Origin of the sequence: Halorientalis marina (assembly GCF_023028345.1) — an archaeon.
Lineage (GTDB): Archaea > Halobacteriota > Halobacteria > Halobacteriales > Haloarculaceae > Halorientalis > Halorientalis marina.
The window spans coordinates 57,921-74,710 of sequence record NZ_CP095487.1; the positions used below are offsets into that span (position 1 = coordinate 57,921).

21 protein-coding genes are annotated in these 16,790 nt (G+C 69.2%); 9 read left to right on the forward strand and 12 right to left on the reverse strand.

What is annotated here, in order from left to right; genetic code table 11:
- Nucleotides 1-97 precede the first annotated feature (97 nt).
- Entirely contained in the window at nucleotides 98-559 is a 462-nt protein-coding gene (locus tag MUG96_RS00335) for a ferritin-like domain-containing protein (protein ID WP_246985475.1), read from the forward strand.
- A 95-nt stretch (nucleotides 560-654) separates the two neighbouring features.
- Here the strand turns inward: MUG96_RS00335 and MUG96_RS00340 are convergent, their stop codons facing one another.
- A complete protein-coding gene (locus MUG96_RS00340; RefSeq protein WP_246985477.1) occupies nucleotides 655-1,296 on the reverse strand; it encodes a class I SAM-dependent methyltransferase in 642 nt (213 codons plus the stop codon).
- 58 nt (nucleotides 1,297-1,354) lie between these two features.
- A complete protein-coding gene (locus MUG96_RS00345; RefSeq protein ID WP_246985479.1) occupies nucleotides 1,355-2,773 on the reverse strand; it encodes an FAD-dependent oxidoreductase in 1,419 nt (472 codons plus the stop codon).
- A 252-nt stretch (nucleotides 2,774-3,025) separates the two neighbouring features.
- Between MUG96_RS00345 and MUG96_RS00350 the strand changes: the two genes are divergently transcribed.
- The 3 genes from MUG96_RS00350 (at nucleotide 3,026) to MUG96_RS00360 (ending at nucleotide 5,133) form a co-directional block, all read left to right on the forward strand.
- Nucleotides 3,026-3,577, forward strand: a complete 552-nt coding sequence (locus MUG96_RS00350) for a DUF1684 domain-containing protein (protein WP_246985482.1) — start codon at nucleotides 3,026-3,028, stop codon at nucleotides 3,575-3,577.
- Nucleotides 3,578-3,654: 77 nt separating this feature from the next.
- The gene (locus MUG96_RS00355) at nucleotides 3,655-3,873 is read left to right on the forward strand and encodes a YgaP family membrane protein (RefSeq protein ID WP_246985484.1); all 219 of its coding nucleotides are present in this window, start codon (nucleotides 3,655-3,657) and stop codon (nucleotides 3,871-3,873) included.
- A gap of 15 nt (nucleotides 3,874-3,888) precedes the next feature.
- Complete coding sequence (locus MUG96_RS00360) at nucleotides 3,889-5,133, forward strand: M20 family metallopeptidase (RefSeq protein ID WP_246985487.1); 1,245 nt, start codon at nucleotides 3,889-3,891, stop codon at nucleotides 5,131-5,133.
- On the opposite strand, the gene MUG96_RS00365 is transcribed toward MUG96_RS00360, so the two are convergent.
- The gene (locus MUG96_RS00365) at nucleotides 5,120-5,992 is read right to left on the reverse strand and encodes a ZIP family metal transporter (RefSeq protein ID WP_246985489.1); all 873 of its coding nucleotides are present in this window, start codon (nucleotides 5,990-5,992) and stop codon (nucleotides 5,120-5,122) included. The two genes, MUG96_RS00360 and MUG96_RS00365, sit on opposite strands and share 14 nt — an antisense overlap.
- Before the next feature lie 97 nt (nucleotides 5,993-6,089).
- Between MUG96_RS00365 and MUG96_RS00370 the strand changes: the two genes are divergently transcribed.
- Nucleotides 6,090-6,809, forward strand: coding sequence for a helix-turn-helix domain-containing protein (locus tag MUG96_RS00370; RefSeq protein ID WP_246985491.1), 720 nt, complete (start codon nucleotides 6,090-6,092; stop codon nucleotides 6,807-6,809).
- Here the strand turns inward: MUG96_RS00370 and MUG96_RS00375 are convergent.
- Genes MUG96_RS00375 through MUG96_RS00385 form a run of 3 tightly spaced genes read right to left on the reverse strand, consistent with a single transcriptional unit; the run spans nucleotide 6,771 to nucleotide 9,470 of the window.
- Nucleotides 6,771-7,058, reverse strand: coding sequence for a hypothetical protein (locus MUG96_RS00375; protein WP_246985493.1), 288 nt, complete (start codon nucleotides 7,056-7,058; stop codon nucleotides 6,771-6,773). The genes MUG96_RS00370 and MUG96_RS00375 overlap by 39 nt on opposite strands.
- The gene (cydB, locus tag MUG96_RS00380; RefSeq protein ID WP_246985495.1) at nucleotides 7,055-8,050 is read right to left on the reverse strand and encodes a cytochrome d ubiquinol oxidase subunit II; all 996 of its coding nucleotides are present in this window, start codon (nucleotides 8,048-8,050) and stop codon (nucleotides 7,055-7,057) included. The genes MUG96_RS00375 and cydB overlap by 4 nt, the downstream gene beginning before the upstream one ends.
- Nucleotides 8,043-9,470 (reverse strand): cytochrome ubiquinol oxidase subunit I, encoded by a 1,428-nt coding sequence (locus MUG96_RS00385; protein ID WP_246985497.1) that lies wholly within the window; start codon nucleotides 9,468-9,470, stop codon nucleotides 8,043-8,045. Before MUG96_RS00385 ends, cydB begins: the two co-directional genes overlap by 8 nt.
- Before the next feature lie 180 nt (nucleotides 9,471-9,650).
- Here MUG96_RS00385 and MUG96_RS00390 point away from each other — a divergent pair, with 180 nt between their 5' ends.
- A complete protein-coding gene (locus MUG96_RS00390; RefSeq protein ID WP_246985499.1) occupies nucleotides 9,651-9,881 on the forward strand; it encodes a DUF8131 family protein in 231 nt (76 codons plus the stop codon).
- On the opposite strand, the gene MUG96_RS00395 is transcribed toward MUG96_RS00390, so the two are convergent.
- Nucleotides 9,873-10,757: a sulfurtransferase gene (locus MUG96_RS00395; protein WP_246985501.1), complete on the reverse strand. Its 885-nt coding sequence runs from the start codon at nucleotides 10,755-10,757 to the stop codon at nucleotides 9,873-9,875. The two genes, MUG96_RS00390 and MUG96_RS00395, sit on opposite strands and share 9 nt — an antisense overlap.
- Nucleotides 10,758-10,936: 179 nt before the next feature.
- On the opposite strand from MUG96_RS00395, the gene MUG96_RS00400 reads away from it, so the two are divergent.
- Genes MUG96_RS00400 through MUG96_RS00410 form a run of 3 tightly spaced genes read left to right on the forward strand, consistent with a single transcriptional unit; the run spans nucleotide 10,937 to nucleotide 13,619 of the window.
- Nucleotides 10,937-11,275 carry a halocyanin gene (locus tag MUG96_RS00400; RefSeq protein ID WP_246985503.1) on the forward strand — a complete coding sequence of 113 codons (339 nt, stop codon included), beginning with the start codon at nucleotides 10,937-10,939 and terminating at the stop codon, nucleotides 11,273-11,275.
- On the forward strand, nucleotides 11,276-11,860 hold the full coding sequence (locus MUG96_RS00405; protein WP_246985504.1) for a cytochrome c oxidase subunit II: 585 nt from the start codon (nucleotides 11,276-11,278) through the stop codon (nucleotides 11,858-11,860).
- Between the two features lies 1 nt (nucleotide 11,861).
- On the forward strand, nucleotides 11,862-13,619 hold the full coding sequence (locus tag MUG96_RS00410) for a b(o/a)3-type cytochrome-c oxidase subunit 1 (RefSeq protein ID WP_246985505.1): 1,758 nt from the start codon (nucleotides 11,862-11,864) through the stop codon (nucleotides 13,617-13,619).
- A gap of 134 nt (nucleotides 13,620-13,753) precedes the next feature.
- Here the strand turns inward: MUG96_RS00410 and MUG96_RS24075 are convergent, their stop codons facing one another.
- From MUG96_RS24075 to MUG96_RS00430, 5 genes are all read right to left on the reverse strand, one after another.
- On the reverse strand, nucleotides 13,754-13,882 hold the full coding sequence (locus tag MUG96_RS24075) for a hypothetical protein (protein ID WP_256465411.1): 129 nt from the start codon (nucleotides 13,880-13,882) through the stop codon (nucleotides 13,754-13,756).
- 81 nt (nucleotides 13,883-13,963) lie between these two features.
- Entirely contained in the window at nucleotides 13,964-14,935 is a 972-nt protein-coding gene (locus MUG96_RS00415) for an NAD(P)/FAD-dependent oxidoreductase (protein ID WP_246985506.1), read from the reverse strand.
- Nucleotides 14,928-15,323: a thioredoxin gene (trxA, locus tag MUG96_RS00420; protein WP_246985507.1), complete on the reverse strand. Its 396-nt coding sequence runs from the start codon at nucleotides 15,321-15,323 to the stop codon at nucleotides 14,928-14,930. The genes MUG96_RS00415 and trxA overlap by 8 nt, the downstream gene beginning before the upstream one ends.
- Before the next feature lie 154 nt (nucleotides 15,324-15,477).
- Complete coding sequence (locus tag MUG96_RS00425; protein WP_246985508.1) at nucleotides 15,478-15,774, reverse strand: zinc ribbon domain-containing protein; 297 nt, start codon at nucleotides 15,772-15,774, stop codon at nucleotides 15,478-15,480.
- Between the two features lie 71 nt (nucleotides 15,775-15,845).
- Nucleotides 15,846-16,778 carry an ArsA family ATPase gene (locus tag MUG96_RS00430; RefSeq protein WP_246985509.1) on the reverse strand — a complete coding sequence of 311 codons (933 nt, stop codon included), beginning with the start codon at nucleotides 16,776-16,778 and terminating at the stop codon, nucleotides 15,846-15,848.
- Nucleotides 16,779-16,790 lie beyond the last annotated feature (12 nt).

Here is a 16,790-nt window from a genome sequence, read left to right on the forward strand (position 1 = left end):
CACGCGGTCGGCGTCATCGGCGGCCGTGTACCCGTGCCAGCGGAGTTGGCACAGGCCAACGTCAGGCTGAACAGCCTGCGGAGACGATATTGGGACGATGGGAGACGACAATCAGGAGCTCGTCGACGTGCTCAAGAGTGCGTACATGGAGGAACTGGAGACGGTGATGAACTACCGGACGAACTCGATCGTCCTCGACGGGGTGCGGGCACAGGAAATCAAAGAGAGCCTCGAAGCGGACATTCAGGAGGAACTCGGCCACGCGGAGTTGCTCGGGCAGCGGCTCAAACAGTTGGGCGACCGGCCGCCCGGATCCGCCGCGTTCACCGCGAAACAGGAGAGCCTCCAGCCACCGGAAGACTCGACTGACGTCCTCGCGGTCATCCGGGGCGTCCTCGACGCCGAGAGCGACGCCATCGCGACGTACCGCCGGCTGGTTGACCTCGCTCGGGAGGCGGATGACCCGGTGACAGAGGACCTCGCCGTGACGATACTGGCCGACGAAGAAGCACACCGCACCGAGTTCCGCGGCTTCGAAACGGAGTACAGTGACGACTGAGGATTGGCGTCGGCCACGCGGCGGTCCGGACGGCGCGATCTGAGTCCGCGCGCTCGGTGGCGGGCGGTGTCCCCGTCACGGGCTGTCCCCGCCGGTCAGGCCGTGGTTTCGGCAGCGACGACGACGAACGACCCATCGCCCCAGCCGTTCTCGACGCGGTCCGGGCCGTCGAGGGCGGCGGGGTCCGTGAACAGCGTCTGGGCGACGGACGGCGCTTCGAACCCCGCCCGGTCGAGCGCGTCGAGCAACTCGGGGACCGACACGAACGTCGCGTCGCGGTAGAAGGGATTCTCGGCCCGTTTCTCGCGGTAGCGCTCGCCGAGCGGACTGTCGCGGTCGACGAACCCGACCAGGAGCGTACCGCCCGGCCGGAGGACGCGGGCGGCCTCCGCGAGCGTCCGGTCGAGGTCGTCGACGAAACAGATCGTCGTCACGAGCAGCGCAAGGGCCACACCGTCGTCCCGGAGCGGGAGCGCCTCGGCGACCCCGCGGATGGGCCACACGCCGCGGTCGGCGGCGCGGGCGAGCATCGCCGGGGCGGGGTCGACGCCGAGTCCCACGCCGAGCGGGGCGGCGAACCGGCCGGTACCGACGCCGATCTCGACGGCCGGGTCCGGGTCGGTCGCCGGGAACTCCGCGCGGAGGGCCGCCAGTTCGGACTCGTGGGCGGCCTCGTGCCGGTCGAACCAGTCGTCGTACCGGTCGGTGTGTTCCTCGAAGGGGGTGGTGATGGGCATGGTCAGGGGGCCGCCGAGGTCGGGGCACGCCCGCACTCGAACGGCGTGAGCGCGTCGGTCATCCGTCCAGTTTCCCGTCGAGCACTTTCGCGGCCGTGAGCACCGGGTCCCACACGGGGCTGAACGGCGGCGCGTACGCCAGGTCGAGATACGAGAGCTGGTGGGCCGTCAGCTCGGCGTGCAGGGCCGCGGCGACGGTGTCGATCCGCTTTGCGACGCCCTCGCGGCCGACCACGCTCGCACCGAGCACGCGCCCGCTCTCGCGGTCCCCGAGCATCGTGATCTCGATCTCCGCGCCGCCGGGGTAGTAGTGGGCGCGGGACTCGGCGGTGATGGTCACCGAGACCGGGTCGAAGCCGGCCTCGCGCGCCGTCTCCTCGTCGGTGACGCCCGTCCGGGCGACCTCGAGGTCGAAGGCCTTGACCGCGGCCGTGCCGGCGATCTCGCCGACCGGCGTGGGGTCGCCGGCGACCGTCGCGCCGATGGCCCGGCCCGCGCGGTTCGCGGTGAGCGCGAGCGGGACGTGGTCCGGCTCGCCGGTCACGACGTGCGTCATCTCGGCGTTGTCGCCGGCGGCGTAGACGTGTTCGTCGTTCGTCCGCCCGTACTCGTCGGTGGCGATGGCTCCGGTCGGACCGGTCTCGATACCGGCGGCCGCGGCCAGATCCGTGTTCGGCGCGACGCCGACGCCGACCAGTGCGAGGTCGACCGGGACGTCCACGTCGCCGGCGGCGATGGCCGTCACGCGGTCCTCGCCGAGGAAGCCGTCGACGGGCGTATCGAGGTGGAGACGAACACCCTGCTCGCGGAGGTGGTCCTCGACGACGGCTGCGGCCTCGGCGCCGAAGGGCTGGAGCGTGTGGGGCAACATCTCGAAGAGGTGCACGTCGAGGCCGTGTGCGGCGAAGGCCTCGGCCATCTCGATGCCGACGTAGCCGCCGCCGACGACGGCCACCGCCTCGGGGTTCTCGGCCGCCGCGTACTCGCTCGCGGCCGCGCCGGCGTCCGTCGGCGGCAGGTCCGCCGTCGGCGTCTCCAGCCCGAGATACTGCCGGATCGCGGCGGCCTCGTTCATGTCGTGCAGCGTGAACACGCCGTCGAGGCCCATCCCGTCGAGCGGGGGTTCGACCGCGTGCGCGCCAGTGGCGACCAGCAGGTCGCCGTAGTCCTGCTCGAACTCGCCCTCGGGGCCGGCGACCGTCACCGTCCGTGCCTCGCGGTCGATGGCCGTCACCTCGTGGTTCGTCCGCAGGTCGATACCGCGCTCCTCGACGAACGCTTCCGGCGTCACCGACACGAGGTCCGTGAGCGTCTCCACCTCGCCTTTGACGTAGTAGGGCAACCCGCAGGCACCGTAGGACACCCACTCGCCCTTCTCGAAGACGATTACCTCGCGGTCCGGGTCGTCGCGCTTGCACTTGCTCGCCGCACTCATCCCCGCCGCGTCACCGCCGACGATTACGAATGGGTCCGTCATACCCGACAGTTCGACCGCCACGACAATAAAGTATTGCAGTTTTCTCACAAACTTATACAACCCAGATGTGAGTGGGTCACGGACACGGAAACCCATCATATGCAACACTGCAGCGCTTCGGAATCCCGCTGCTCGCATACTCGATGGCGGTGAAGTGAGTACCACCCGCGTGTTTTTGTACCTATAGCACAAAACTACACACGGACAGTGCGCCCGGTACGGAGACGGCGTGCCACAGGAGCGTCCGGACTCATGAGTTACGACACCCACGACTGGACCGCGGTCATCGAGGCACAGCGCGAGCGGAAAGACGAGTACTTCGGCGAAGATCGACGGTCGCCGTTGCCGCCGGCGGTACAGGCCGAGTTCGACGGCCTGGACTACTACGAGGTCGACCCGGACTACCGGTTCGTGCTCCGACTCGACGAGTACGAGGACCCCGAGCCGGTCGTCGTCGGCACCAGCGCCGACGGCGAACAGGAGTACCTCGCCTGGGGCGAGTTCGCCTTCGAGGTGGACGGCGAACCGGTGACGCTGACGGCGTACAAGAGCGAGCGCGACGAGGGCCGTCTCTGGGTCCCGTTCCGTGACGCGACCAGCGGCGAGGCGACCTACGGCGCCGGTCGCTATCTCGACCTCGAACCCGACGACCACCGGACCGACGACGGCCGGTGGATCCTCGACTTCAACGAGGCCTACAACCCCACCTGTGCGTACTCGGACCGCTACGAGTGTCCGCTCCCGCCGATGGAGAACTGGCTCGACGTCCGCATCGAGGCCGGGGAGCGCGCCTTCGAGCACTGAACCGCAGGCCACGGACGATTTTTCAGAGTATTGGAATAGGCGCAATATATTATATGCGTCGGGACGTAGATGAGGGTATGGAGCGAAACGTTGGCTCACTTGACGGTGCGGTTCGAATCGGTATCGGCGTCCTCGCGCTGGCGGCGGGTGCACTCGCGATCGGCGGCTACTGGACGGCGGGCGCGGCGGTCGGTGCGGTCGCGCTGCTCGTCGGCGCGATCATGCTCGTCACCGGGACGACCAAGAAGTGCCCCATCTACGCCGGCGCGGGCATCGACACGGAACGAGAGCGGTAACGGCGGTGAGCCGTCGTGACCCGTGAGGCCGTGCGGACGTACGTCGCGGAACACGAGGCGGCGCTCCTCGAACGCGCGGAGCGACTGCTCTCCGCCGACACGAGCAATCCGCCGGGCCGGACGGCGGCCCTCGCGGACGCAGTCGAGTCGATGCTCGCGGAGTTCGGACTCCGGACGGAGCGAATCGTCGCCGACCCGGCGAAGCCGAACCTGCTCGCGACGCTCCCCGGGGCGTCGGACCGGACGCTCCTGTTCGTGGGCCACCTCGATACGGTCCCGTACGACGCGTCGGCGTGGACGTACGATCCGCTGGGCGAGCGCGACGGTGACCGGCTCTACGGCCGCGGCGCGACCGACATGAAGGGGCCGCTCGCGGCGATGCTGACCGCGGCCGCCGCGTTCGCCGAGACGGGAACGACCCCGCCCGTCACCCTGCAGTTCCTCGTCGTCAGCGACGAGGAGGTCGCCGGTGACGCGGGTCTGCCGGCCGTCCTCGAGTCGCGGTCGCTCGACGCCGACTGGGCGGTGATCGGCGAGACGACCTGCGAGGCGGGGCGTCACTCCGTCACCGTCGCCGACAAGGGCAGCGTCTGGCTGACGCTGACCGCCGAGGGAACGCCCGCACACGGCTCGCGGCCGATGCTGGGCGAGAACGCCATCGACCGTCTCTACGACGCCGTGGAGACGATTCGAGAGCGGTTCGGCACCGAACGGTTCGACCTCGACCCCGCCATCGGGCCTGTCGTCGAGGAGTCGGTCGCCTACTACGCCCCGGCGATGGGCACCGAGGCCGCGCGCGACCTCTTCCAGGAGCCGACCGTCAACCTCGGCACCATCGAGGGCGGGGAGAAGATCAACAGCGTACCGGGGTCGGCACGCGCTCGGCTGGACATCCGGCTGACCGCGGGCGTCGAGACGGCCGACGTACTGGGGCGCATCCGGGCCTGCGTGGCCGATTGTGAGGGGATCGCCATCGAGGACGTCAGCTGGAGCGTCGGGACGTACGAACCGGCCGACAGCCCCCTCGTGACGGCCGTCGCGGAGACCGCCGAAGCGGTCACCGGGGAACGGGTCTACCGCCGGAGCGCGACGGGTGGCGGCGACGCCAAGAAACTCCGCAACGCCGGGATTCCGACCGTCGAGTTCGCGCTCGGGACCGATACGGTCCACGCCGTCGACGAGTACACGACCGTCGAGGCGCTGCGCGGGAACGCGCTCGTCTACGCGTCCCTGCCGTTCGAGTTGGCTACGCGAGCGTGACTGCGCCCCAGAGGAGCGCCACGGCGGCCGCGCCCCCGAACGTGCTCCCGACCGCGTGGTGGCGGCGGCGGTCGGCGTCCGGCCCGCAGGTGACGTCGCCGTGGCCGTGGCCGGAACCACCACCGGCACACTCCGGGAACATGTCGAGTGCGACGTGGGCGAACACGCCAGTCGAGAGGCCGAACACAACCGCTCGCGCGACTGATGATAGCGCGGGCGTCGCCAGCGAGAGCGGGATGGCGGCGAAGCCAACCGCTGCGGCCGGCAGGGCCATCACCGTCGCCGGGAGACCGTCGCGGTCCAGCGCGACCGCACCGCCGAGCCCGGCCGGGAGCTTGTGTGCGACGATCCCGTAGCCGAACAGCGGCGTCAATGCGGGGAGCGTCCCGTAGACGACGCCCATGACCCCGCCCGCGAGCACGGCGTGCAGCGTGAGTTCCGCGACGGTGTCGTTCAAAGGGAGCGAGCGGTGGCCGACGAGGTGGCCGAGTTCGTGGCCGGCGTACCCGAGCAGGTAGCCGAATGCGATGGCGAACCCGCCGAGTGTCGCGTGGTTCCCGATAGCCTTCGGCGCGAGGAAGGCGGCCGCGCTCGCCAGCATCGCCCCGCTCGCGAGCCCCGCGGCCCACAGCCGCCGCGTCGGCGTCGCGAACCGCGCCGACTGGTGGACCGCGGCCCCGGCGACCATCGCGACGAACCCGAACGTCACGATCCCGGTCAGTTTCCCGCGACCGGCCGCGTAACCGAGCGCGACCACGGCCACGAACGCCACCAGCGCCGCGACGCCGATACCGTGCGCCAGTCGCCGACCGAACGCCCAGTCGTGTCCCGGGCCACTCGGAGTCTTAGTATTCCCCATATACCACAATACTGCTGTCAGCAGTCCAATGTTGGGTTGTCGAGCGACGAACGCGGGAGCGATACATCTTACTGAGCCGTGTACGAAGGGAGAGTCGATGCGCGAGTTCGTCTTCTCGGTGACATACGATCCGGGTGCGGACCCGGTCATGGACGTGTTCATCGAGCACCCGGACCTGCGCTCGGAGGCGTTCCTCTGTTGTCTCACCGAGGAGCGACTCTGGCGGCTCGAGCGCGTCGTCGGGCCTCAGGCCGCGCTCGACGAGGCGGAGGTGCGGCTGCTCGACCCCGATCGCGGCTGTGCCTCGGTCAGCGAGCGTCCCTGCGAGGGGGACCGCTATCACGACCGCATCGACGCGACGGGTGGGAGCCGCGTCTTCTACACGTACGTCCACGACATCGCGCGGTGTGACGCCGTCCCGGTCCTCGCCAGCCGGTACCTCCCCGGCGGGCTGGTGTTCGAGACGACCCGCCGCGAGGGCGAACAGCACTGGCGGATCCTGGTGCGTGACGACGAGCGGGTCGGGCTGCTGTACGACACCCTGCACGGGAAGCTCCGGGACGGCCTGACCTTCGAGTTCGACCACGTCGGCGACGCCACCACGTGGGCGACCGGCCTCCTCGCCTCGGTGTCGGTCCCGCCCGAACAGCAGACGGTCCTGGAGGTCGCCGCCGAACGTGGCTACTACGAGACGCCCCGAGAGGTCACGCTCGACGAGATCGCCGACGAACTCGATCTGCCGCGCTCGACCGTCTCCTACCGGCTCCGGCGCGCGGAGTCACAGCTCGTCGACGGATTCCTCACCGATGGCCTCTGAATCGGCGGCGTCCGCTCTCGTTGTCGTGGCCGCGTCGCGCCCGCCGTCGGCCAGCCGGGTCGTCACGAGCGCGTCCACGTTGTAGAGGAGGACCCCGACCGAGACGAGCGTCGTCGCGAGGTAGACGACGAACGCGCCGAGCCCGCCGACGGTCGTCCCCAGGAACGCCCCGGCGAGGCCGACGACGGTGAGCTCCAGCCACGTCACCAGCACCCGCGAGACCAGCGGCGACGGACGCGCGGTAGTCACGAGTAGCTCTCCTCCGTCCGCACCGGCCCGCGGAACGCCGAGTACAGGATCACGAAGTACAGCGCCACCAGCGGGAGCAGGACCGCGGCCCCGACCGACATCAGGTTCAGCGGGAGCGTCGAGACGATGGCGCCCCGCACGGTCGCTCCCGCCGCCGGGTCGACGAAGGGGTACAGGAGCGTCGCCACGACGCCGACCAGCGCGTACACCTGCCCCGCAGCGGCCGCGAGCTCCAGCCGCGGCCGGTCTGCACGGCCGGCGAGGACGTACCCGCCGGCCAGCAGGACCGTCGCGGCGACCAGTGCCAGCACCGGAGCGCTCGTGAGACCGGGCCCGAGCCGCGGGACCGTCGCGTAGACGTAGCCAAGGGCGGCCACGATTAGCAGAAGGTAGGCGACGGCGGCGCGCCGGCCGACCGCGACGAGCCGCGTCCGGAGCGGCCCGCGGGTCTTTACCCGGAGGAACGCGGCCCCGGCGACGACGGTGAGCGCGACGACCGCCAGCCCGACGACGACCGCCGCCAGCGTGAGGCTCCGCTGGGTCCCGAGGAGCCAGTTGGCGACGAACATCCCGAGGAAGAAGGGGGCAGCGACGCTCCCGGCGACGAACGAGCGCCCCCACCAGCGCCGCCAGCGGGCATCCTCGCGCTGTTCGTACATCTCTGGGGCCAGCCCGCGCAGGATGAGCGCCCCCAGAATGGCGAACATCAGCAGGTAGTGGCGGCTGAACAGGCCGGCGTAGACGGGCGGGAACGCGGCGAACAGCGCGCCGCCGAACACCACCAGCCACACCTCGTTCCCGTCCCAGAACGGGCCGATAGCGGCGAGTATCTGCTCGCGGTCGTGCTCGTCGTCGACGGTGGCAAAGAGCAGGCCGGCGCCGAAGTCGAACCCGTCGAGAAAGAGGAAGGTCCCGAGGATGACGAACAGCAGGCCGAACCACAGCTCGGGGAGGGGGAGCCCGAAGAGCGGGCCGGCGGCGAGGTCAGTCATCGGCCGCCACCCCCGCGGGCGGTTCCTCGTGGTCCGGGGCCGTGGCCCGGAGTTCGTCCGCGCCGGGCGGCCCGGCGCGGACGATCCGGACGACGACGTACGTGTACAGCCCGAGCAGCGCGAGGTAGCCGAGCGCGAACCCGGCCAGCGTCAGCGTCGCCTCGGCGCCGGTCAGCCCGGGCGAGACCCCGTCTGTGGTACGCATCACGCCCTGGATGACCCAGGGCTGGCGGCCGACCTCGGTGACGATCCACCCGACTTCGACGGCGACGATGCCGAGCAGGGTCGAGCTCATCAGCGCCTTGTGGAGCAGGTCGTCCTCGAGGAGTTCGCCGCGCCACCAGCGGTAGCCGCCCCACAGCGCGAGCAGGACGAACCAGAACCCGAGCGCGACCATCAGCCGGAAGGCCCAGAAGACGATCGCCACGGGCGGCTGTGGCCCGGGGAACTCCTCCAGACCGGTGATGGTCGCCTGCGGATCACCCCCGCTGGCGAGCCAGGAGGCACCGCCTGGGATACCGATGCCGAAGATGTTCTTGGCGCGCGGGTCGGTCAGGTCCTCGATGCTGGTGGGGAAGGCGACGATGTACTCGGGGACGTAGGAGTCGGTCTCCCAGACGGCCTCCATGGCGGCGAACTTCTGTGGCTGGGTCTCGGCGACGTGGCGGCCGTAGGCGTCGCCGTGGAGCACCTGCAGTGGCGCGGTGATCAGCAGGGCCGCGATGCCGATCTTCAGGGTGGTCTCCCAGAAGGAGACGTTCTCGATGTGGTAGCCCCAGACGTGGTGGCGGAAGACGTAGTACGCGCCGAGCCCTGCCATGAACAGCGCGACCGACTCGACGGCCGCGTTCTGCATGTGGACGAACATCCACGGGAACCGGGGGTTGGCGTAGGCCGCGAGCGGGTCGACGAGTTTCACGATAGGCTGGCCGTTCTCGGTCACCAGCTCGAAGCCGCGCGGGGTCTGCATCCACGAGTTGGCAATCAGGATCCAGACGGCCGACAGCCACGTCCCGAGCCCGACGGCGACCGACGAGACGAAGTACAGCGCGTCCGAGACCCGCTCGCGGCCGAAGACGAACACGCCGAGGAACGTGGCTTCGAGCATGAACGCCATCATCCCCTCGACGGCGAGCGGGCCGCCGAACAGCTCGCCCGCGGTCGTCGAGAAGGCCGCGAAGTTCGTCCCGAACTCGAACTCCAGGACGATACCCGTCACCGTCCCGACGACGAAGCTCACCGCGAAGATCTTCGTCCAGAACCGGCGCAACTGCTCGTAGACGGCACCGCCGCCGCGGATCTCCTTCCACGTGAAATAGACGAGGAAGGGGGCGAGCCCCATGCTCATCACTGGGAAGATGATGTGCACGATGGTCGTGAGCGCGAACTGGAGTCGGCTGGCGATGACTGGGTCAACCATTGGTTTTGGTGAGTGGGCGGAACGCGGTTGTCGTGTGCCGATACCGACGACCGTCTCGTGGTTCGATCTACGTGACCGAACGGAATAATGGTCAATTTGGCGTTCGCCAAGCCACGAACCGGACTCGAGTTGTCACACGACAACGTGATGCCGAAGTCCGTACGGGCCGGAGCGCGTCACATGGACGATTTCCCGCTCGATACCGTCCCGTTGCTCGGACTGGGCGCGCTGCTGCCGGTGGCCGCGTTCGTCTTGGCCCGGTCGCCGTACGTCGTGATGGCTGCGGTCAGCGTCGGCGTCACCGTCGTCGCGCTGCGGCTGATGTTCGGCGGCGATCTCTCGCTCGACGGGTTCGTCACCGACGACGAGCCGAGCGACCTCGAACCGGACCCCCTGCGCGGCTCAGACTGAGGGGCGTTTGGGGTCGTCGGTCTCGACCTCGATGGGCGCGCCGACGAGGTTGCCCCACTCGGTCCAGGAGCCGTCGTAGTTGCGGACGTGGTCGTAGCCCAGTAACTCGGTGAGCGCGAACCAGGTAATCGATGAGCGTTCGCCGATCCGGCAGTAGACGATGGTCTCACGGTCGTCGGTGACGCCCGCGGCGGCGTAGCGGTCCCGGAGTTTCTCGGGCGGCCGGAAGGTCCCGTCGGCGCGGACGTTCTCGGCCCAGAGGACGTGTGTCGCGCCCGGGATGTGCCCGGCACGGCGCGCCGTCTCGGTCATTCCCGGCGGGGCGATCACCTCGCCCCGGTACTCCTCTTCCGTGCGGACGTCGAGCAGCGTCGTCCCGGTGTCGAGCGCCCGCAGCACGTCCTCGCGGTAGGCCCGGAGGTGCTGGAAGGGGCCGGACGGGTCGTACGCCACCGCCGGGTAGTCGGGCACCGCGTCGGTCGTGGGGAACCCCTCCTCCAGCCAGTAGCGGCGCCCGCCGTCGAGGATACGCACGTCCTCGTGGCCGTAGTACCGACAGAGCCAGTAGCAGTAGGTGGCGAACCAGTTGGCGTTATCGCCGTAAAGCACCAGCGTCGTGTCCTCGGTGACCCCGTGTGCGCCGAGCAGGTCGCCGAACGCCGCCGATCCGACGAGGTCACACCGGTCGTCGGCCCGCAACTGCGTCTGCCAGTCGAACCCGACCGCACCCGGGACGTGTGCAGTCTCGTAGAACGCCGGGTTCACGTCGACCTCGACGAGCCGGTACGCCGGGTCGTCGGCCCGGAAGGCGTCCAGCCGCTCGGTGACCCAGTCCGCCGACACGAGCACGTCGTCCGGATAGTCCTCCCGCGTCATGGTTCGTAGGGCGGTGGTCCGCCGGGACCGACCGGCCCGGCGACCCCGCGTCGTCGGCTCTTTGCCGGTCACCTACCTAAACGTTCCCTCGGCGAGTGGCCGGGAGGCTGCGAGACTCGCCGAGAGTTGTCCTGTGACAAACCACGACGTAAGCGCCTCCAGTCGAAGCGAACGGACGTATGGCGCAACTTCCGCCACCCATCGTCGCCGTCTCGCTGTGGGTCGGCCTCGCGGTGCTGACGCTCGCGGTCATGTACGTCTTCGAGTGGCGACCGCGGCCCGACACCGCGTACGGCGGGCCCGAGGACGACGGCCGAACGAGACCGGACTATCTGCACGACCGGACGATGCGAGAAGCACCGGACGACGGTCGACACCATCGAGTGCTCTCCCACGACGAGTACGACCCCGTGGGGACGGCCATCCTGATCGCGATTTACTTCTTCGTGATCAGCGGGCTGTGGCTGTTCATGTACTTCGTCGAGTTCCTCGGCAGCGGCCCGACGGTGGTGGGATAGATGGAGGTCCACCGCTTCGAAAAGGTCTGGATCGTCGCCGCGCTCGTCCTGGTTCTGCTTTTCATCGGGACGATCACCTACGGTGCGGTGGACGCGGGGGTCGTCATGGTCGACGACTCCGGCGGCCAGACCAACACCACCGATCCCGTCGACGGCGAGAACTTCCGGGAGCCGGGCGTCTACCGGACCGGCGAGGACGAGTACGACGTGTACGTCCTCGCACAGCGGTTCAGTTACCAGCCCGGGACCGGCCAGCCGATCCGGATCCCGGCTGGGTCCACCGTCACCTTCCACGTAGCAAGCAAGGACGTCCTCCACGGCTTCGAGCTGGCGGGCACGAACGTCAACACGATGGCGATCCCCGGCCAGGTGGCGACGCTCACCGCGGAGTTCGACGAACCCGACCAGTACGGAATCATCTGTAACGAGTACTGCGGGGAGGGTCACCACGAGATGGCCGGCGAGGTGATCGTCGTCCCGCAGTCGGAGTTCAGCGCGAACACGACCGCGAACGGAACGAACACGACCGCGAACGGAACGAACACGATGACCGGCGACACCGCGACGACCACAGGAGGGACCTGAGATGGCACACGCACACGACCACGACTATCCGACGCCAGAGGAATCGGAGACGCGCGAACGCAGCGCCTTCGTCGACCGCTACCCCTTCGCCGCGCGGATCACGCGGCTCTGTTTCGGCGTCGCGTTCACCGCGCTGGGCATCGGCGCGCTCTTCGGCGTGGTCCAGGCGCTCCACCGGACCGGTGTCTTCCGCGGACTCATCTCCTCCGGGCAGTACTACTCCGTGCTGACGGGCCACGGCGTCCTCCTGGCGCTCTTTTTCACGATCTTCTTCCTCGGCGGTATCTTCACCTGGGGCGTCGCACGGAGCCTCGGGCAACGGCTGTGGAGTCCGCGGTTCTCGCTCGTCTGGTTCGGCTTCATGCTGGTGGGTGCGCTCATGACCACCGTCGCAATCCTCGGCGGATTGGTCGGCGAAATCCCGTTCGAGGCCGACGTGCTCTACACGTTCTACGCGCCCCTGCAGGCCCACCCGATATTTTACATCGGGCTCGCGCTGTTCATCGTCGGCACCTGGCTCGCCGGCGCCGACTGGTTCCGCTCGTACTTCACGTGGCGGGCCGACAACCCCGACGCGCGCATCCCCCTGCAGACATTCATGGTGCTGACGACGATGTTGATGTGGTACATCGCGACCCTCGGCGTCGCCGTCGAGACCATCTTCTTTCTCATCCCCTGGTCGCTGGGCATCATCGGGACGGTCGACCCCCTGCTGACGCGGACGCTGTTCTGGTTTTTCGGGCATCCAGTCGTCTACTTCTGGCTCATGCCGGCGTACTTCGTCTGGTACACCATCCTGCCGAAACTGGCCGGCGGACGGCTGTTCTCCGACGCCCTCGCCCGGGTCGTATTCGTCCTCTTTCTGATCCTCTCGACGCCGGTCGGGTTCCACCACCAGTACATGGACCCCGGCGTCCCCGAGGGCTTCAAATTCGTCGCGATGACGAACACGATGTTCCTCCTGCTTCCGAGTTTCCTGACGGCCTTCACGGTCGTCGCGAGCATCGAACACGGCGCGCGCCAGCGCGGCGGTGAGGGCTATCTCGGCTGGCTGAAAGCCCTGCCGTGGGGACGCCCCGCGTTCGCCGGCTGTGCGCTCGCGGGCGTCATGTTCGCCGCCGGCGGCTTCTCCGGCATCATCAACGCCGGGATGAATATCAACTATCTCATCCACAACACGCTGTGGGTGCCCGGCCACTTCCACCTCACCGTCGGGACAGCGTCGGCACTGACGTTCATGGCCATCAGTTACTGGCTCTACCCGCAGGTGACCGGGAAACGACTCCAGTTCCGCGGCATCGCACAGCTCCAGCCCTACGTCTGGTTCGGCGGTATGCTCCTGATGTCGAACGCCATGCACCGTGCCGGCCTCGCCGGCGTCCCGCGCCGGACGGCCGAACCGGAGTACGAGCAGGTCGTCTACGATGGGGTCGTCGGTGGCGTGGCCGAGATGCGCCTCCAGATCGCCATCGGCGGGACCCTGCTCTTCCTCGGCGCGCTCATGTTCCTCACCGTGATGCTCGGCACGTGGCTCGCCGAGCGCGGCCGCGGGCGACTCGGGGTGTCGAGCGCGCTCCCGCCGGCGCTGTCCGGCCCCGAGGAGAGCCCACGCGTGCTCGACGACGTCCGTCTCTGGGTCGGCATCGCGGTCGTCCTCGTCGTCATCGCCTACGGCGTGCCGATTGCGACGATGGTCGGCGACGGGGCGCTCACACCCGGCGCACCACCAGTGCCCGTCGGTGCGTTGCTGCCGCTCTGAGCGGCACGGCAGTTCTTTTCCGCGACGGAGGGTGGGGAACGGCGGCCAGTCCCACCGCACCGATAGCGGTGCGGCGCCGCGGCTCGTGGGCTGGAGAGAGATCGAGGGCCGAGAACGGAAAAACGCATGCGGCGCTAGAGCGCGGTCGCGAACTCAAGCAGGTCGATACCGATCACGAACGCCAGCACGAGCGCGATCAGCAGGAACATTATCTTGACCTGCAACGGGAGCCCCTCCGTCTCGTCGGTCGTGGTGTTCGCCATACCACATCGTACGCGCGGCAGTGAGATAGCCCTGTGTTTGGCCTGCGCCAACCGTCGGCGTGGCCGCCCACATGCGGTCGGTCAGTCGTCGGCAGGCGCGTCGGACGCGTCGGTGTCGATTTTCCGGTAGTCGACGTAATCGGCAGTGTCGCGGAGGTCCTCGAGGAGGTTGATGGCCGCACGGGTCCCCTCGCCGACGGAGGTGTTGATCTGGCGTTGGCCGCCGGTCACGTCCCCGGCCGCGTAGACGCGGGGGACCGGCGTCCCCATCTCGGCGTCGGTCTCGACCGCCCGGTTCGCCGTGGGGACGCCGAGCATCTCCGCGAGGTCCGTCCCGCCGGCCGCGCCGAGGGCGACGAACAGGCCGTCGACGGTGATCCGCTCGCCGTCCCCGGTCTCGACGCCGTCGAGCGTCTCGTCGCCGACGAGCGTGTCGAGGCGGTCCATGCGGACCGGGATGTCCGCCTCGTCGAGACGGTCGACGAGGTCGGGGTCGGCCACGAGATCGTCGCCGTTCGTCAGCAGGACCACGTCGTCGGTGTAGTCGAGCAGCATGAGGGCCTCCCTGGCCGCGTAGTTGCCGGCGCCGACGACGGCGACCGGGCTGTCGCGGTAGAAGTAGGCGTCACACTCCACGCAGTAGGAGACCCCGCGGCCCTCGAAGCGCTCCACGTCGGCGATAGCCGGCGACTCGTAGGAGGCACCGGTGGCGAGGACCACCCCGCGGACCGCGTAGGTCCGCTCGGTCGTCTCGACCGCGTAGGTCTCCCCGTCAGTCGTCGAGAGACGGACGACCTCCTCGGGGACGAACTCGGCGCCGAACTTCGCGGCCTGCTCGCGGCCGCGGGCGACGAGTTCCGGTCCTGTGATGCCGTCGGGGAACCCGTAGACGTTCTCCATCCGGTCGACATCGCGGGTCGTTCCCCCGCCGTCGTCGAATACGAGCGTCTCCTGGTCGGCACGGGCCGTGTAGACGGCCGCGCTCAGCCCCGCCGGCCCGCCGCCGATAACCGCTACGTCGGCCGTCCGTTCGTCCGGGTCGTCCTCAGGCACTGTACTCCTGAATCAGGGACGCCAGTGCTTCCTTGCGCTTGACGCCGACCATCCGCTCCGCAACCGCACCGTCGGCGAACAGCAGGAGCGTCGGCACGCCCTGGACGCCGTACTCCGCCGCCAGTTGCTGGTGGGCGTCGACGTCGACCTTGGCGACTGCTGCGTCGGTCTCGGCCGCGATCTCCGCCACCGTCGGTTCGATCATCTTGCACGGACCGCACCAATCCGCGTAGAAGTCGACCAGCACCACGTCGTTGGCCCCCACCGTCTCGTCGAGGTGGGCCGCCGAGTCGACGTGGATCGGTTCCGACGGCGTCCTATCCCCGTCGTCTTGCAGCTCGTTCGCTGACTCGTCCCCGGCATCGCGGGTCGGTTGATCACTGCTCATCACCACGACGTACGGGCCGCACTCTTTTATATTTTTGTGCAATTCTCACAATATTACCAACCCGTAACCGGTCTCGGCGGTGGGTGGGGCGGCCAGCGAGAACGGCCGGCGCTGGCGCGACCAGCGCGCTCGTCGGCGTGCGGTCCGGCGTCGGTCACCGCGGGATGCGGCCGAGGGGGTCGTCGCTCGAATCGGCGAGCGTGTTGCGTCGCGGGAGCTCCGACGCACACGCCCGGCAGTACCGGTAGCCGTCGTCGTTCTCGGCCCCGCAGTGCTGGCAGGTAATCGCCGACCGGGCCGCTGCCGGCGAGGGGGCGTCCGTCGCCGTCGACCCCGACCGGGACCCGGTGTCGGACCGCTGGCGCCGGCCCCCGTAGAGGTGGTACACGATCAGCGCGTGTGCCAGCAACGCGGCGGCCAGCAGTGCGAGGAGCCAGTCGCTTCCGAACATGACACTCCCTCCGTTCGAAGCGACGGTCGCCACGAAAAAAACGATTACCGCGGCTTCCGGCGCGGCGGGAATCAGTCCGGCCCGAGGGTCGCCGCAACCTGGTCGAGTGCGTCACGCCCCGTCACCTCGCCGGGCTGGTCGGGCACCGTCCACAGGTCGAGGTCGGGGAGCACGGCCCGAAGGTCGGCGATCGCCGCCTCGGCGACGGCCGCCTTCCCGCGGCACCGCTCGCAGTCACCGGGGTCCTCGATCACCTTGTTGACGACGAGTGTCGTCACCGGCACCTCGAACTCCCGGAGGCGGGCGACCAGTCGCTCCGTCTCGTGGACGGCCATCGTCTCGGGAATGGTGACGACCCGGAAGTCCGTCCGTTCGGGGTCACGCAGGACCGTCCCGACCCGCTCCATGCGGTCGCGAAGTTCGACGAACTCGTCGGGGCCCTCGCGCCGGGGCGTCGACAGCGGGCCGAAAAGCATCGTGCGCGCGGTGTCGACCCGCCGGCGAACCTGCTCGCGGAGGTCGAGGGCCGTCGCCAGTCCACGGTCGAGTACCGCCGGCAGGTCGAGCAGGCGGAGCGTGTGCCCCGTCGGCGCCGTGTCCAGGAGCACCCGGTCCCAGCGGTCGCCGTCCGTGTACGTCGCCAGCGCGTCCAGCGCCGCCAGTTCGTCGCTCCCGGGCGTCACCCCCGCGGTGAACAGTTCCGCCACGTCGTCCTCGTCGAGCCGGATGCCCGCGTCGGCGAGTTCGTCCGCCAGGGCCTCGAACAGTGCCCGGTAGCGGTCGACCCCCGACTCGGGGTCGATCTCGACGCCCCACAGCCCCTCGCGAACCGCGGTCGGTTCGCCGCCGAGGTCGACCTCGAACGAGTCGGACAGGGAGTGTGCCGGGTCGGTCGAAACGACGAGCGTCTCGTACCCCTCGGCGGCCGATCGAAGCCCCGACGCGGCCGCGACCGTCGTCTTGCCAACGCCACCCTTCCCGCCGTAGAGCAGGAGCTCGGTCACGGAGACGAGTAC

Coding starts and splice junctions, on each gene's coding strand:
- MUG96_RS00335 (WP_246985475.1), top strand. CDS start 98: ATGGGAGACGACAATCAGGAGCTCGTCGACGTGCTCAAGAGTGCGTAC.
- MUG96_RS00340 (WP_246985477.1), bottom strand. CDS start 1,296: ATGCCCATCACCACCCCCTTCGAGGAACACACCGACCGGTACGACGAC.
- MUG96_RS00345 (WP_246985479.1), bottom strand. CDS start 2,773: ATGACGGACCCATTCGTAATCGTCGGCGGTGACGCGGCGGGGATGAGT.
- MUG96_RS00350 (WP_246985482.1), top strand. CDS start 3,026: ATGAGTTACGACACCCACGACTGGACCGCGGTCATCGAGGCACAGCGC.
- MUG96_RS00355 (WP_246985484.1), top strand. CDS start 3,655: ATGGAGCGAAACGTTGGCTCACTTGACGGTGCGGTTCGAATCGGTATC.
- MUG96_RS00365 (WP_246985489.1), bottom strand. CDS start 5,992: ATGGGGAATACTAAGACTCCGAGTGGCCCGGGACACGACTGGGCGTTC.
- MUG96_RS00370 (WP_246985491.1), top strand. CDS start 6,090: ATGCGCGAGTTCGTCTTCTCGGTGACATACGATCCGGGTGCGGACCCG.
- cydB (WP_246985495.1), bottom strand. CDS start 8,050: ATGACTGACCTCGCCGCCGGCCCGCTCTTCGGGCTCCCCCTCCCCGAG.
- MUG96_RS00385 (WP_246985497.1), bottom strand. CDS start 9,470: ATGGTTGACCCAGTCATCGCCAGCCGACTCCAGTTCGCGCTCACGACC.
- MUG96_RS00390 (WP_246985499.1), top strand. CDS start 9,651: ATGGACGATTTCCCGCTCGATACCGTCCCGTTGCTCGGACTGGGCGCG.
- MUG96_RS00395 (WP_246985501.1), bottom strand. CDS start 10,757: ATGACGCGGGAGGACTATCCGGACGACGTGCTCGTGTCGGCGGACTGG.
- MUG96_RS00400 (WP_246985503.1), top strand. CDS start 10,937: ATGGCGCAACTTCCGCCACCCATCGTCGCCGTCTCGCTGTGGGTCGGC.
- MUG96_RS00405 (WP_246985504.1), top strand. CDS start 11,276: ATGGAGGTCCACCGCTTCGAAAAGGTCTGGATCGTCGCCGCGCTCGTC.
- MUG96_RS00410 (WP_246985505.1), top strand. CDS start 11,862: ATGGCACACGCACACGACCACGACTATCCGACGCCAGAGGAATCGGAG.
- MUG96_RS24075 (WP_256465411.1), bottom strand. CDS start 13,882: ATGGCGAACACCACGACCGACGAGACGGAGGGGCTCCCGTTGCAGGTC.
- trxA (WP_246985507.1), bottom strand. CDS start 15,323: ATGAGCAGTGATCAACCGACCCGCGATGCCGGGGACGAGTCAGCGAAC.
- MUG96_RS00425 (WP_246985508.1), bottom strand. CDS start 15,774: ATGTTCGGAAGCGACTGGCTCCTCGCACTGCTGGCCGCCGCGTTGCTG.